Source organism: Butyricimonas hominis (assembly GCF_014287455.1).
In the GTDB taxonomy this organism is placed as follows: Bacteria; Bacteroidota; Bacteroidia; order Bacteroidales; family Marinifilaceae; genus Butyricimonas; species Butyricimonas muris.
Window position 1 is genome coordinate 512,101 of sequence record NZ_JACOOH010000002.1, and the last position, 13,827, is coordinate 525,927.

A 13,827-nucleotide genomic window follows, 5' to 3' on the forward strand; every position below is an offset into this window, starting at 1 on the left:
TTGCAATTTTCAATGATTTTGCAAGATTGAGATTGCAAAATTCATGAACTCACTTTAAAGCGTACTCGCAATACTCCTTCGTTGAAATCGTGTGATATTATACGGAATGTACCGATTTCCGCTGTGTTCGTCACGTGTTCGCCGATACAGGCACATTGATCGTAATCACCGATACGGATAACGCGTACTGTATCTACGCTTGGGTCGGGCAGGCGTTCGATGCTGATACTTGAAGGTACTTTGTCTTTCGGGTAGAAAATTTCTTCTACGTTGATGTTCTGTTGAATAATGTCGTTCACCGCTTGTTCTACCGTGGCTATATCCTCGGGAGTGGGAGAGGTGGTGAAATAATAGTCACACTTGGACTTCTTTTTCTCGATATGCGCCGAGAAAGCCCGTTCGCAATGGAAGTATTTTACCATTTGCGAGTTTAGTATGTGTTCCGCCGTGTGCATGGCAGGCGAGGAGTATACCTTGTTCGGTTCGTTGATGTTCATGCTTTTAATATTGCAAATTTTGTAGTTTGTGATGTTCCATCGCGAATATAATTAAATAATTTGCGATACGCGAATTATTTGATTACAAGTTAATAGGTCACAAGTCGGTAAAAAAATAACTGTTTCTTTTGGATATATCAAAAAGATACTTACCTTTACAGCGAGAATCAAATGTTACAACCGTTCACGGTAAAAATACATAATGAATACCGGGGATAAGTGCGAGACACACTTAGGAAGTTTTACTTTCATAACATGATCGAATCGATACGCCTTAGACCTTATATCGGCCCTTGATATACTTCCAAACCCTCCACTCGCCATTCCCCGGTTTCTTTTTTTTAGTCTAAATCACATGTTATAATAGAATTTATTGCCTATCTTTGCACCTTGAGCGGGTAAAAATACCCGTGGGGAAGAATCGCCTTTTGGGTGTGTCCCCTTTAATTTAGGTTTAAATAAAACTGTAATTATGAAGTTATTAGAAGGAAAAACAGCCATTGTAACCGGGGCATCAAGAGGTATCGGTAAAGCTGTGGCAATGGAGTTTGCCAGACAAGGCGCTAATATTGCTTTTACCGACTTAAGGTATGACGAAATCGCACAAGAGACAGAGAAAGAGATCGCTGCCTTGGGCGTGAAAGCGAAAATGTACGCTTCCAACGCTGCCGATTTTGCTGCTACAAGTGCTACCGTGGACGAGATTGTTAAAGAATTCGGACGAATTGACATACTTGTAAATAATGCCGGAATCACGAAAGATACTTTGTTAATGCGCATGAGCGAAGAACAATGGGATGCCGTGATTAACGTGAACCTCAAATCCGTGTTCAATTTCACGAAAGCCGTTTCTGCCGTCATGTTACGCCAGAAATTGGGTTCTATTATCAGCATGAGTTCCGTGGTGGGAGTAAGCGGTAATGCCGGACAGGCTAACTATGCCGCTTCCAAGGCAGGTATCATCGGCTTCACCAAGAGCGTGGCGAAAGAATTAGGTTCTCGCAACATCCGTGCTAACGCCGTGGCTCCGGGATTTATCATCACGGACATGACCGCTCAATTGTCCGAGGACGTGCGGAAAGAATGGGCTGCTAAAATTCCATTGAAAAGAGGCGGAACGCCGGAAGATATCGCTAAAGTATGCGTGTTCCTCGCTTCCGATTTGTCCTCTTACGTGACAGGACAGACCATCCACGTTTGCGGTGGAATGAATATGTAGACATCGCCGAAGGCGAGTTACAAGTTGCAGGTTATCAGGTTACAAGTTGTACCTGTAACCTGCAACTTTTTTTATGACAGGAATGTATGTGGCAAAATCACCGAATCACTCCACGTACATGTACCAACTACCGGAAAAATCAACTTGATTTTCCCCGGCGAAAAAGATATACACGTGGATTATGTGGTATATTAGAACTCGGACAGAATTTGAAGGTGATTCTATAGTGATACAGTTGTGTGTACTGATTATGTCGGATTCCGTACGGGACATCGGTTACCTGAAGGTGTGTTTATGTCTTAAATAGATGTGTTTGTGAAAACACGTGTGCTCTTTATGAAATATGGTTGGAAAAGGGTAAAGCGGAAAGTATCTTTGTATTGAATAATAAGAAATGGGACGGGAACGTCCCATTTCTCACTTTGTGTGATTATTATTGTGCTTTTTTCATGTGGATGGAGAGGTTCGGGGCGGTTTTGATTTTTACTTTTTTCATACCGGGAGCGGTAACGGTAAGTTTATCGTTTTTCCCGGTGACAAGTAAAAATTTACCGTCCTTGTCTGTATTTGTTTGAACTCCTTGAGTCGAAACAGTTGCTCCTGCAATCGGGTTACCGTCTTGGTCCAGAATTGTACCTGATGCTTCTATTATGGAGGGACTGGTTACAACTTTAACCTCAGACATTCTGAGACGAAAATGAGGACGTTCGTCTTGCTTTGTAACGCTAAAATAACTTTCTCCCTGTAACTGAATCTCTCTTCCGTTTGGTTGAATTTCTTGAGAAACAAGATCCGTTTGTGATGATAGTTTCACCTTTGTTCCGTCTGCAAGAGTAATTATTGAGTCTTGAGCAGATAAAACATATATCGGGGAAAATGTGATAAAATCTTTCACTAACTCGACGTTGACAACTCCGTACCTGCCTTTCTCGCCATAAACGGAAGTGGCAGCTTTATCTTTGAGAATGGTTATTGATTTGACTATTTGGGGAGGAAGCGAGCGGAATGCTTTCTGATCTACTTCTTGTCCCTCTACAATAAATAAATGTGTGTCAAGGGATTCGTCACTGATACGGCTTGATATGATATACGTCCCCCCATCGATAACGGTATCCCTAATTAACACGCGTGAAGAGCGGGAGAGGGTATCCTCGCGAATCGTGAGTGTAACCAAGGAGTCGTTGGAGGAGGTGGTGGTAATGTAAATCACACCATCTTTTGCAGAGGTCTTCACGGTCGTCTTGGTTGTCAGAGAGTCTTGTTCCGGAACGGGATTATTTGCCGCTTTTGTTTCCAGAATTGAAGTAAAATCATTAACTTTGATTGCTGAAATCTCGTTTAGTTCGCCGGAGATTTCGGGACGGGCGAAAGCGGTTAAGGCGATTACCGCCAATGGAAGTACATACAGGTACTTTGCACGAGCCCACGGACTGGATTTTTCTTTTAACATCATAGTGATTCGTTTTTTAAGTTTACTGTGATTAAAGCTGTTGGCCATAGAGTAGAGCCTTGTGCCGACAGCTTTTTTTATTAATAATAATTGATATTGTTTCGCGTTGATGCCTTGGCGGATAACCGAGTCGTCAGCCTCGTATTCGTGAATGGTCTGCAATTCCTGTTTAAGCAGCCAAGAGGCGGGGTTGAACATTGGAAACAGATACAAAGGTCTGAAATCAACAAGTCAACGGAATGGCGGTTACGTATATGCGCCATTTCGTGAGCGAGGATTTCCTTGCTATTCTCTGTCAGATCTTTTTCCGAGATCACGATGTATTTCATCCAGCTGAAGGGGGCGATATCTTTGTCGTGTACAGCCAATATAGTCCCTTTTTCCAACTTTTCTTTCCGTCTGCGGCGTACCAGACAGAGCATGTGTGCGAGCGAGTATGCGGTACGTCCGAAAAAGAAAAGAATCCCGAGAAAGTAAACTAGCAGAGCGAGCGGTATCCACACGGGGATGGATGGTGTTATCGCGGCGGCTGACGTGGTCTGTATGACATCGTCAACCTGCATGATGTATTGCTCGAAGTTTACAAGAGTTTGCTGAATCTCGGTGTTATCGTGAATGGTTATTTCACAGAAGGGGATAACAAGGGATAATACCAGAATGCCGCATAGAGCGATCCGGTTGAAACGGTGAAATGTTTCTTTACTCAGCAGCAACCTGTAAAACAGATAAAATGCTGCCAGGCAAACGGATGCTTTCAGTATGTAGACGAAAAAAGTTCCCATAAGTTATTCGTTTTGGTGTGCTTTTTCTACTTCGGCTATAAGTTGTTTCAGTTCTTCCAGTGAGATATCTTCTTCTTGTACCAGTGAAGAAACGGCATTGAGGTACGAGTTGTTGAAATACTTGTTGATCACGTTCTTTAAAGTACCTTTTCTAAATTCTTCTTCACTGATGACGGCATGGTATTGATAGGTGTTACCAAAAGCCTCGTGTCCGAGAAATCCTTTTTCTTCCAGACCCCGCACGATGGTGGAGAGGGTATTGAAATGCGGTTTGGGATCTTCGTAATAGGCGAGTAACTGTCTCACGAATAGAGAACCTTCCTTCCAGAAAAATCCCATGATTTCTTCTTCTTTTGCTGTTAGTCCTTTCATAGTTTTTATCTTTTACGCAAAGTAACTAAAAGTTTTAGTTATTCAACTAATTCTTGTAGTTAATAATTTGCTAATATTCTATAAAATAATACATATAACTGATAATTAACAAGTAAGTGTGTATACCCGTGTACGAGCATGCGACTTCTTCGGACTTTATGGACTGATTTTATTGGAATGCTTGTAAAAATGTTTATATTTGTCTAGTTGTGCGTGCGTGAGGATATTAAGGAATGTATGTAATGTAATTTAAAATTATTGTCATGGAAGAATGGTGGAATGCTTTAGGTTTATTTATGCAGTCGGTGTGGTGTATCACGTTGTTTGCCAGTTTGGTATTTGTTATACAGACCATAATGACTTTCGTGGGAATGGATGCCGACGGGGGGATGGATGTTGATTTGGATGTCGATTCGTCGGGTGACGGGGACGGACCTTTTCAATTATTCACGTTCCGTAATTTTATTAATTTCCTGTTGGGATTCGGTTGGTCGATCATCTCTTTTCAAGGAGCGATAGAGAATCAGTTTTTGTTGATTCTTTTGGCTGCCGTGATCGGGGTATTGCTGGTTATGGCCGTGATGGCAATTTTCCGGTTTATGAGCAAGATGGAGCAGAGTGGAACGATTCAGATGGCAAATGCTGTCGGGTGCAAGGGAAACGTGTATTTAAAGATTCCGGCAGAAAAGCGGGGAGAAGGCAAAGTGCAAATCTCCGTTCAAGGGGCTATCCGGGAATTTGATGCTATTACTCTGGGTGAGGAGTTGGAAACGGGAGCCCCGATTAAAGTGGTGGAGGTGGTGAATGACAGCACCTTGTTGGTGGAGCGTTTTTAAAGAATACTATTTAATTATTTAACAGCTATAATATGGAATCTATGGAAGGTAGTTTGTATTTGATCGTCGCGATAGCGGCGGTCTTGTTCGTGACGTTTGCGGCAATATTGTCCCGTTACAAACGTTGTCCGTCGGACAAGGTATTGGTCGTGTACGGTAAGACCGGGAAAAATGCGGCGGGAGGTGTGAGTTCGGCCCGTTGTATTCATGGTGGTGCGGCATTTATATGGCCGGTGTTCCAGAGTTACGCTTTTCTGGACTTGACGCCTATTTCTATCGAGTGCAATTTGACAAACGCGTTGAGTAAACAAAATATCCGTGTGGATGTACCGTGTCGGTTCACCGTGGGTATTTCTACCGAATCGGACAGTATGACGAACGCTGCCGAACGTTTGCTGGGGCAACGGTTGGAGAATATTCAGGATTTGGCGAAAGATATTCTTTTCGGTCAATTGCGTCTGGTGATTGCCACCATGGATATCGAGGAGATCAATTCCGACCGGGACAAGTTTCTGGCTAACGTGAGTGCCAACGTCGAGGCGGAGTTGCGTAAGATCGGTTTGAAACTGATAAACGTGAACGTGACGGATATTCGCGACGAATCGGGTTATATTGAGGCTCTCGGAAAAGAAGCGGCGGCGAAGGCTATCAATGATGCCAAGAAGAGCGTGGCGGAGCAGAATCGTTTCGGTGAGATCGGTAAAGCCGAGGCAGACCGGGATAAAGATATACGTATCGCGGAAACCGTGCGGGATACCCGTATCCGGACGGCGGAAGCTAACGCCACTGCCGTGGATGGAGAGAATAATGCCAAGATTTTGATAGCGGATTCGGATGCTATCCGCCGGGAACGGGAGGCAGAGGCTGCTCGTAAGGCGATTGCCGCCGAGAAAGTGCAAGCCGCCAGAGCCTTGGAAGAGGCTTACAAGGCTGAGAAGGAAGCCGAGATTGCCCGTGCCGAACGGGAGAAAGCTACGCAAGCCGCCAATATCGTGGTTCCCGCGCAGATTGACAAGGAGAAAGCGATTATCGACGCCGAGGCAGAAGCCGAACGTTTGCGCAGGTTGGCAAAAGGGGAGGCTGACGCCATCTTTGCCAAGATGGACGCCGAGGCACGGGGTATATACGAGGTATTGACCAAGCAAGCCGAGGGATACGCCCGGATCGTGAAAGCCGCTGCCGGCGATCCGGACAAGGCGGTGATGATGTTGATTACCGATAAGTTGCCGGAACTCGTGAAAACGCAAGTGGAAGCGGTTAAGAATATCAAGATTGACAAGGTTACCGTTTGGGACGGGAATAATGCCGGAAACGGTAATACTTCCACCGCTAATTTTATCTCCGGAATGATGAAATCCGTGCCCCCGTTAAACGATTTATTTAACATGGCGGGATTGAATTTACCCACTTATTTGAAAGGGACTCCGACGGGAGACGTGAAAGTTGAAGAGAAGCCACAGGAAGATGTTTCAAGTGAAAGCTAACTTTTAGCTTCGTTTTTCGTTAACTAATATTATCTTTGTGGTATACTTTACAGAAGTATATCACAAAGATAATGTACTTTTAAATAAAATAGATTATGCGTTGGATAATTGACGGCGTGGACGACTTGAAGAGAGTGGCAAAGGAATTTCTGGAATTTACCGGAAAAGACACGATATATGCATTATACGGTCCCATGGGAGTGGGAAAAACGACTTTCGTGAAGGCTGTTGCCGAGCAGCTTGGGATAGAGGATGATGTAAATTCACCCACTTTCGCTATCGTGAACGAGTATCTGACGGCACGGGGGGATTCGGTTTTCCATTTTGACTTCTATCGGGTGAAGAACGTGGAGGAGGCGATGGATTTCGGGTACGAGGAGTATTTTTATAGCGGGAACCGTTGTTTTATCGAGTGGCCGGAGATGATTGAATCGTTATTGCCGGAGAACACGTTAATTTGCCGTTTTACCGAATTGGAAGACGGGCGGAGAGAATTGACGATAGATTAAAATTATAAATACTAAATCAGAATCGCATGGATAATTCGGGTAAAATGTTAGGTGCGCAGATAAACAGGGAATGGTTTTTGTACCAAGAGAAGGAAGTCTTCGGGGAACGCCGTCATAAGCGAATGACTATCGGGTTGCCGGATGAAACGGGGCGTCGGGAGAACCGGATTTGCCTGACACCCGAAGCCGTAGGAGTCTTGGTAGACTTCGGGCATTCTATTCTTATCCAGCGGGGTGCGGGGGAGCAGGCGCATTATCATGACAGGGACTACGCGGATGCCGGGGCGCAAATGGTAGATACCTGCGAGGAGGTTTACACGTCTGATGTTATTTTGAAACCGACACCCGTGATGCAAGAGGATGTGGAGGTGATGCGTGACCGTCAGGTGATTCTGTCCCCGATAGAACTGTTCGAGTTACGGAAAGAAGCTATCGTGGAGATGATGCAGAAGAAAGTTACCGCTATCGGTTTTGATATATTGAAAGGGGAGAACGGGACTTATCCGGTGGTGGAGATGATGAGCGAGATTTCGGGAAACTCGGCGATCATGATTGCCAGCGAGTACCTAAGTAATTCCCGCGAGGGGAAAGGTATCCTGTTGGGAGGGATTACCGGGGTGACGCCTGCCGAGGTGGTTATTCTTGGAGCCGGAACTCTTGGCGAGTACGCTGCTCGGACGGCTTTGGCTCTGGGGGCGGAGGTGAAAGTGTTCGATCATTCTCTGGATAGGTTGCGACGTCTGAATCATTGCTTGGGACAACGGGTGTACACCTCCGTGTTCCATACACCGGTGTTGGAACGGGCATTATTGTCTGCCGACGTGTTGATTGGGGCTTTGCGTTTCTTTGACGATGATTTGGGAATCACGGTTTCCGAGGAACAGGTAAAGTTGATGAAACAGGGGGCAGTGATCGTGGATATGTCCATCGAACATGGCGGATGTATAGAAACTTCCGGTCCCACGACTCACGATAATCCCACGTACATGTACAACGGCGTGATTCATTATTGTGTGCCGAACGTGCCTTCACGGGTTGCTCGGACGGCATCTATCGCTTACAGTAACTTGTTTATCCCGCTATTCGAGAAGATTGCCCGCGGTGGGGGATTCAATCCCGCTATCAAGAGTGATGCCGGGTTACGACACGGGGTATATATATATAACGGTGTACTGACCAAAAAGATTATTGCCGATAAATACGGTTTGGTTTCCAGAGATATAGATCTGTTGCTGGCGGCATTTTAGAGTGATTCTTTTAAAATATGATCGATTACGGGGGTTAAATCACTGTTTTTCTTGATCTTGATACCTCGTATTCCGGCAGCTTCCGCGGCTTCGATATCCCGTCCGCCATCGCCGATCAACAGGGAAGCGGATTTGTCGATATCAAATTCCCGTATGGCTTGCTCGATCATGCCGGGGGCGGGTTTTCGGCAGGAGCAGGGAGCCACGCTGTCATGGTGATGGCAATAGTATATTTTGTCGATACGTGCCCCGTGCTTTTTAAGTTCTGCGCACATGTAGGCGTGTACCGCCTCGACGTCTTCAATGGTATATTCTCCTTTGGCCACGCCGCCTTGGTTGGTTACTACGATAACCAGATAACCCGCTTCGTTCAATCGGCGGATGCCGTCTATGACACCGGGGTTGAAAACGAAATCTTCTTTTTTATAAATGTAATAGTGACCTTCATCGGAGTTTATCGTACCGTCTCGGTCTAGGAATATGGCCCGTGATTTATGTTCGCCTTTGGCGGGTTGCAGGGTTGTAATCTTTTCCATTCTCAATGCATTATTTTGAATATCAATTCTCTTAATAATTGACCGTCGGAGATGTTAGCGTTACCGACACCTTTGGATTTGAGGTCATATTCTCTTAGCCATGATATAATGTTGGCACATTTCATGGCGTTGTATCTTTTGGCGCCTTCCGTGTAATCTTTCATGAAGTAGGGGTTTATTCCCAGAATCTTTGCCATTTCCTGTGGGCTTGGAGTACTCTTCTTCTGGTAATGGTACGTGAGCAGGTTCAGAAAATAGCGGAACAGCATGGTGATCGTGAGAATCAAGGGATTGTTCTTGGGGTTTGCCTCGAAGTAGTTCACGATACGGTTGGCTTTCAGGTGATCCATGGCAACGATAGCTGCGGTGAGTTCGAACGTGTTGAACTCTTTGCTGATACCCGTGTGTTCTTCGACAAGGTTTTCCTTGATCTCTCCGCCGCCGGGAAGTAGCAGCATGAGTTTATCCAGTTCATTCGCTACTTTGCTAAGGTCATTGCCCAGACTATCCGCCAATATATTCGCAGCTTTCGGGGAGATCATGCATTTCTTCTCTTTGCAATATGACACGATCCAGTCGGGAATCTTGTTGTCGTAAAGTTTTGCCGAGTCAAAATAGACACAGTTGGGAGAAGAAGCCAATTTCTTGAACACCCCTTTGCGTTTGTCCGGCTTTTTGTTTTTATATAAAAATACCAGTATCGTGGTCGGTTGGAAATGGTCGACATAAGGAAGCAGATTCTCGAAATCCCGGATATTCTGGGCTTCCTTTACGATAACGACTTGTCTTTGTGCCATCATCGGGAAACGTCGGGCAGTATCGGTCACGGCGGTCATGGATACGTCATTCCCGTATAAAATAGTTTGGTTGAACGCCTTTTCATCTTCCGTGAGCGCACTCTTCTCTATTTTATTCGCTATTTCATCCAAGAAATAGGGCTCTTCGCCTGATAAAAAGTAAATTGGGAAATATTTCCCTTTCTTTATATCCGCAATAATCTCTTCGTATTTCATAAAGGCAAAGATACTATTTTAGTTTATAAAGTTTGTAAGGTTTATAAAGTTTATAAGGTTCATGTACTCTTGCGAGGCACTTTGTCCACGGTAGCATAGCTGCCGATAAATCTTGTCCGAAAGCCTCCCGTGACCTTATAGACTTTACAAACTTTATAAACCTTATGAACTTTATAAACTTTACAAACCCTTTTCTATCTGTCGTACCACCTCCTCTATCTCCTTGTCCCTTCCTTCCGGTTCGTAATCGGCTTTGAGGTTATTGCCGAAGAGGAGGGCAAGAGATTGCCAGAAATAGGCGTTCACGCTTCCCTTGTATTCCTTGATATGATGAAACGAAGAGTTATTTGTTTCCCGGTAGATCAGACGCACGAGTATTTTCCCTTGCGTGACGGTCAGGCTCATGAGAGGTTTTTTGAATGTCTTCATGAGTTGCTTGTATTCTTCTTTGATAATTCGCTCTTTTTCCCGTTTCGAGTGCGCTTGCGCGAGCAGTGCTTCAATCTCGTTAATCTTTGCGGCGGCTATTTTTGCGTAAGGGAGAGCCTTGCGGACGTTGTGTACCAGTCGATGATTGCGTTTTTGCTGGCGGGCGTATTTGCGTGCGTTGATCCTTTTCGCGAACACATTGACCTCATCCAGAGTGACATGAGGCAACGTATCCCTGCCGATAACGATGGAGGGTACGATACTTTGTGCCTTCGCGAAGGTGTTAATAAATAAAGATAGGAGTAATATGATGAATGTTTTGTACATTTTTTTATCTTTGCATTAACGCTTTATTGATACAAATTTAGTGATATATTTGACTTGTAAAAACGAAAACTAGTGGAAAAGGAATTTCAGGATCTGTTTCAGATACGTCATAATAATGACCGTGTTGAAGTTGGAAAGGTATTGATTGCCGAACCTTTTCTGGAGGGGAAGTATTTTAACCGTTCCGTGGTCTATATAGTGGAGCATGATGATTCGGGAAGCGTGGGGTTTGTTTTGAACAAGCCGTTACCTTACACGGCGTCCGAATTGGTGAAGGAATTGGACGGGGTGTATTTCCCGGTGTATATCGGGGGACCGGTAGAACGTAACCAATTGTATTACATTCACCGGAGAAACGATATCCCCGATTCGGTACGGATAGCGGACGGGATATACTGGGGCGGAGATTTTAAGGCAGTGACGGAGATGTTACAAGCCGGAAAGATATTGCAAGAGGAAATTCGTTTCTTTGCCGGTTATAGCGGCTGGACGGAAACGCAATTAGACAATGAACTGAAAGAAAACTCGTGGATGGTGGGTACGATTTCCGCGGACGTGTTGTTTACCGTTCCGAATAGCGGACTATGGGAACAGGTCATGAGTTCTTTGGGTGGCAAGCACAAATTGTGGGCGAATTTCCCGGAAGACCCGATTCTTAACTAATTGAAAATGGAGAATTGAAAATTGAAAATTGAAAATTGAAAATAAAAAAGGTTTGATGGTTAGATTTTTCGAGAGGGAGAGCACGAGCGGGGGAATCATAAATCTAAAATCATAAATCATAAATATAAAAAGGCAGTTCGTTCTATCGCTGTCCCGCGAGGGAGAGAGGAAAGTCCGGGCAACGAAGGGCATCGTGCTTCCTAACGGGAAGGTATTCGAAAGGATACAGTAGTGTAACAGAAAACAACCGTTCCGTTCGCGGAACAAGGGTGAAAAGGTGGGGTAAGAGCCCACCGGTATCCCGGGTGACCGGGATAGCCGTACGCCTCACGAGTTGCAAGACCATGTATACCGGCAATTAAGGTTTGCCCGATCGATGCCGGGGGGTAGGTCGCTAGAGCCGCGAAGTGATTCGCGGAGTAGATAAATGATAGAAACCGAAAGGTACAGAACCCGGCTTATAGAACTGCCTTTTTTTATTTAAAACTTATTAATTTACGATTTATGAATTACGATTTACGATTAAAAGAGCATAGGCATTTCGGTTAAATCATAAGTCATAAATCAAGAAATCATAAATCAAGAAATTAAAATAGAGGACGTGAAATCAATCAGAGAAATATTTAGAATAGGGTATGGACCTTCATCCAGCCATACAATGGGACCGGGACGTGCGGCACTTTTCTTCAAGGAGAGAAATCCCGACGCGGAGCGTTATCGGGTGACTTTATTCGGCAGCTTGGCTCTCACGGGCGTGGGGCATGGTACGGACGTGGCAATTCAGAAAATGATAGATCGTCCCGACGACACGGAAATCGTGTGGGAATCCGATAAGTCCTTGCCGCATCATCCGAACGGGATGCTGTTCGAGGCGTTGAACAACGGGGAGGTTGCGGATCGTTGGGAGGTATATAGTGTCGGGGGCGGAGCCTTATGGGATGAACAGGGGACTTTCAACTCGGACGACATATACCCGGACACGAAGATGACCGATATCTTGGATTGGTGCAAGTCCGAGGGGCGTTCTTTCGTGGAATACGTGGAATTGCACGAGGGACAGGAAATATTCGATTACCTCGAGGAAGTGTGGCGGGTAATGGTGGACAGTATCCACAACGGGTTGGAGAATGAGGGCGTGTTGCCCGGCAATTTGCGGTTAGCCCGCAAGGCTTGCTCGTATCACGTGCGGGCTCAACAATCCGCGGGAACCTTGCGCCACATGGGAATGGTGTTTGCTGCGGCTTTGGCAGTGGCGGAGGAGAACGCTGCCGGGGGCAAGATCGTGACGGCTCCCACTTGCGGTTCCGCGGGAGTGGTTCCGTCCGTGCTGTATTTCTTGAAACATGACCAGAACATAAGTGACAAACGAATCATAAAAGGATTGGCAACAGCCGGGTTGATCGGTAACATCGTGAAGACCAACGGTTCTATTTCCGGTGCGGAAGTAGGGTGTCAAGGCGAACTGGGAACGGCTTGCGCGATGGCGGCAGGTGCCGCCGCCCAGATTCTCGGCGGTTCCCCGATGCAGATAGAGTACGCGGCTGAAATGGGATTCGAGCATAACTTGGGATTGACCTGTGACCCGGTAGGCGGTTACGTGCAAATCCCTTGTATCGAGCGTAACGCGTTCATTTCCCAGAAAGCGCGGGAGTGTGCCATTTACTCGTTGTTCTCCGACGGGCGGCACAAAGTGTCGTTTGACGACGTTGTCGAAACGATGATGCAAACGGGCTGCGACATGCAGGCAAAATACAGGGAAACAAGCCTTGGAGGATTGGCACGTATATACAGGGCGCCGTTGAAGAAGTGATTTCGCGGGGGAAACCATGCCGGGTTTAAACTCGTAGATCAAGAATCTAAAATGATACAGGTTTTATGGATAGAATCAGATTAAAAGTTTTCGGGCTGTCATACCAGAGTATGTCGACCACGGGGGCATACGCGTTAGTACTCGCGGAAGAACACGACGCCTTCCGTATTCCCATTATTATCGGGATAGCAGAGGCGCAGTCGATCGCCATACAGTTGGAACACCTCGATTCGCAACGCCCCCTCACGCATGATCTGGTAAAGAATCTGGCAGATAGTCTGGGAGCTACCTTGGAAGAAGTTTCTATTTATCACTGGGAAGCGGGTATCTTTTATTCGGAATTGCGTTTCCGTCGCGGGGAGGAGATACTGAAGATAGATTCGAGGACTTCGGATGCCGTGGCCCTTGCGTTGCGCTACAATTGCCCGATTTACATCACGAGGGAGGTGATTATCCAAACGGCAATACCTATAGCCGACACGAGTATTATAAAAGAACACTTGGAAAAAGTACAGGCGGAGATAGCAAAAGTGAAAGAATCGGAATTAACAGAGGAAGATTTGCAACGTTTGTTGGAAGAAGCCGTAAAGAATGAAGATTACGAGAATGCGTCCCGGTACAGGGATTTGTTGAAATCTCGAAAAGGCGAATAA

Annotated in this window: 14 protein-coding genes, 1 other RNA gene and 1 pseudogene; 9 read left to right on the top strand and 7 right to left on the bottom strand. The window is 45.7% G+C overall.

All coding sequences use genetic code 11. The annotated features are described in order from the left end of the window. Positions 1 to 41: 41 nt before the first annotated feature. Positions 42 to 497, bottom strand: coding sequence for an alanyl-tRNA editing protein (locus H8S64_RS05795; RefSeq protein ID WP_186975326.1), 456 nt, complete (start codon positions 495 to 497; stop codon positions 42 to 44). Between the two features lie 472 nt (positions 498 to 969). On the opposite strand from H8S64_RS05795, the gene fabG reads away from it, so the two are divergent. After that, complete coding sequence (gene fabG / locus H8S64_RS05800) at positions 970 to 1,716, top strand: 3-oxoacyl-[acyl-carrier-protein] reductase (protein ID WP_186975327.1); 747 nt, start codon at positions 970 to 972, stop codon at positions 1,714 to 1,716. A 433-nt stretch (positions 1,717 to 2,149) separates the two neighbouring features. Here the strand turns inward: fabG and H8S64_RS05805 are convergent, their stop codons facing one another. The 3 genes and pseudogenes from H8S64_RS05805 to H8S64_RS05815 all read right to left on the bottom strand — a co-directional run bounded on the left by H8S64_RS05805 (position 2,150) and on the right by H8S64_RS05815 (position 4,320). Then, the gene (locus H8S64_RS05805) at positions 2,150 to 2,950 is read right to left on the bottom strand and encodes a carboxypeptidase-like regulatory domain-containing protein (RefSeq protein ID WP_436231461.1); all 801 of its coding nucleotides are present in this window, start codon (positions 2,948 to 2,950) and stop codon (positions 2,150 to 2,152) included. Next, positions 2,930 to 3,948 (bottom strand): annotated as a pseudogene (locus H8S64_RS05810) (M56 family metallopeptidase); the annotation flags it as partial. The gene H8S64_RS05805 and the pseudogene H8S64_RS05810, both read right to left, overlap by 21 nt. A gap of 3 nt (positions 3,949 to 3,951) precedes the next feature. Further along, positions 3,952 to 4,320 carry a BlaI/MecI/CopY family transcriptional regulator gene (locus H8S64_RS05815; RefSeq protein ID WP_099292384.1) on the bottom strand — a complete coding sequence of 123 codons (369 nt, stop codon included), beginning with the start codon at positions 4,318 to 4,320 and terminating at the stop codon, positions 3,952 to 3,954. Positions 4,321 to 4,583: 263 nt separating this feature from the next. Here H8S64_RS05815 and H8S64_RS05820 point away from each other — a divergent pair, with 263 nt between their 5' ends. The 4 genes from H8S64_RS05820 (at position 4,584) to H8S64_RS05835 (ending at position 8,396) form a co-directional block, all read left to right on the top strand. Continuing rightward, positions 4,584 to 5,156, top strand: coding sequence for an NfeD family protein (locus tag H8S64_RS05820; RefSeq protein ID WP_186975330.1), 573 nt, complete (start codon positions 4,584 to 4,586; stop codon positions 5,154 to 5,156). A gap of 41 nt (positions 5,157 to 5,197) precedes the next feature. Further along, on the top strand, positions 5,198 to 6,640 hold the full coding sequence (locus H8S64_RS05825; protein ID WP_186975498.1) for a flotillin family protein: 1,443 nt from the start codon (positions 5,198 to 5,200) through the stop codon (positions 6,638 to 6,640). Positions 6,641 to 6,735: 95 nt separating this feature from the next. Continuing rightward, positions 6,736 to 7,149, top strand: coding sequence for a tRNA (adenosine(37)-N6)-threonylcarbamoyltransferase complex ATPase subunit type 1 TsaE (gene tsaE, locus H8S64_RS05830; protein WP_099292386.1), 414 nt, complete (start codon positions 6,736 to 6,738; stop codon positions 7,147 to 7,149). A 26-nt stretch (positions 7,150 to 7,175) separates the two neighbouring features. Continuing rightward, positions 7,176 to 8,396, top strand: a complete 1,221-nt coding sequence (locus H8S64_RS05835; RefSeq protein ID WP_186975331.1) for an alanine dehydrogenase — start codon at positions 7,176 to 7,178, stop codon at positions 8,394 to 8,396. Here H8S64_RS05835 and H8S64_RS05840 read toward each other — a convergent pair. From H8S64_RS05840 to H8S64_RS05850, 3 genes are all read right to left on the bottom strand, one after another. After that, the gene (locus tag H8S64_RS05840) at positions 8,393 to 8,932 is read right to left on the bottom strand and encodes a D-glycero-alpha-D-manno-heptose-1,7-bisphosphate 7-phosphatase (protein WP_186975332.1); all 540 of its coding nucleotides are present in this window, start codon (positions 8,930 to 8,932) and stop codon (positions 8,393 to 8,395) included. The genes H8S64_RS05835 and H8S64_RS05840 overlap by 4 nt on opposite strands. A 2-nt stretch (positions 8,933 to 8,934) precedes the next feature. Then, complete coding sequence (gene holA / locus H8S64_RS05845) at positions 8,935 to 9,945, bottom strand: DNA polymerase III subunit delta (RefSeq protein ID WP_186975333.1); 1,011 nt, start codon at positions 9,943 to 9,945, stop codon at positions 8,935 to 8,937. A gap of 180 nt (positions 9,946 to 10,125) precedes the next feature. Further along, entirely contained in the window at positions 10,126 to 10,701 is a 576-nt protein-coding gene (locus H8S64_RS05850; RefSeq protein WP_186975334.1) for a DUF4294 domain-containing protein, read from the bottom strand. A gap of 72 nt (positions 10,702 to 10,773) precedes the next feature. On the opposite strand from H8S64_RS05850, the gene H8S64_RS05855 reads away from it, so the two are divergent. The 4 genes from H8S64_RS05855 to H8S64_RS05870 all read left to right on the top strand — a co-directional run bounded on the left by H8S64_RS05855 (position 10,774) and on the right by H8S64_RS05870 (position 13,827). After that, the gene (locus H8S64_RS05855; protein ID WP_099292391.1) at positions 10,774 to 11,364 is read left to right on the top strand and encodes a YqgE/AlgH family protein; all 591 of its coding nucleotides are present in this window, start codon (positions 10,774 to 10,776) and stop codon (positions 11,362 to 11,364) included. 129 nt (positions 11,365 to 11,493) lie between these two features. Further along, positions 11,494 to 11,841, top strand: an RNA gene (gene rnpB, locus H8S64_RS05860) — RNase P RNA component class A. Positions 11,842 to 11,965: 124 nt separating this feature from the next. Further along, positions 11,966 to 13,174, top strand: coding sequence for an L-serine ammonia-lyase (locus H8S64_RS05865; RefSeq protein ID WP_099292392.1), 1,209 nt, complete (start codon positions 11,966 to 11,968; stop codon positions 13,172 to 13,174). A gap of 65 nt (positions 13,175 to 13,239) precedes the next feature. Further along, entirely contained in the window at positions 13,240 to 13,827 is a 588-nt protein-coding gene (locus tag H8S64_RS05870; RefSeq protein ID WP_099292393.1) for a bifunctional nuclease family protein, read from the top strand.

Excerpts from the sequence above, each read along its gene's own strand:
- H8S64_RS05795 (WP_186975326.1), bottom strand. The coding sequence starts at position 497 with ATGAACATCAACGAACCGAACAAGGTATACTCCTCGCCTGCCATGCAC.
- fabG (WP_186975327.1), top strand. The coding sequence starts at position 970 with ATGAAGTTATTAGAAGGAAAAACAGCCATTGTAACCGGGGCATCAAGA.
- H8S64_RS05815 (WP_099292384.1), bottom strand. The coding sequence starts at position 4,320 with ATGAAAGGACTAACAGCAAAAGAAGAAGAAATCATGGGATTTTTCTGG.
- H8S64_RS05820 (WP_186975330.1), top strand. The coding sequence starts at position 4,584 with ATGGAAGAATGGTGGAATGCTTTAGGTTTATTTATGCAGTCGGTGTGG.
- H8S64_RS05825 (WP_186975498.1), top strand. The coding sequence starts at position 5,198 with ATGGAAGGTAGTTTGTATTTGATCGTCGCGATAGCGGCGGTCTTGTTC.
- tsaE (WP_099292386.1), top strand. The coding sequence starts at position 6,736 with ATGCGTTGGATAATTGACGGCGTGGACGACTTGAAGAGAGTGGCAAAG.
- H8S64_RS05835 (WP_186975331.1), top strand. The coding sequence starts at position 7,176 with ATGGATAATTCGGGTAAAATGTTAGGTGCGCAGATAAACAGGGAATGG.
- H8S64_RS05840 (WP_186975332.1), bottom strand. The coding sequence starts at position 8,932 with ATGGAAAAGATTACAACCCTGCAACCCGCCAAAGGCGAACATAAATCA.
- holA (WP_186975333.1), bottom strand. The coding sequence starts at position 9,945 with ATGAAATACGAAGAGATTATTGCGGATATAAAGAAAGGGAAATATTTC.
- H8S64_RS05850 (WP_186975334.1), bottom strand. The coding sequence starts at position 10,701 with ATGTACAAAACATTCATCATATTACTCCTATCTTTATTTATTAACACC.
- H8S64_RS05870 (WP_099292393.1), top strand. The coding sequence starts at position 13,240 with ATGGATAGAATCAGATTAAAAGTTTTCGGGCTGTCATACCAGAGTATG.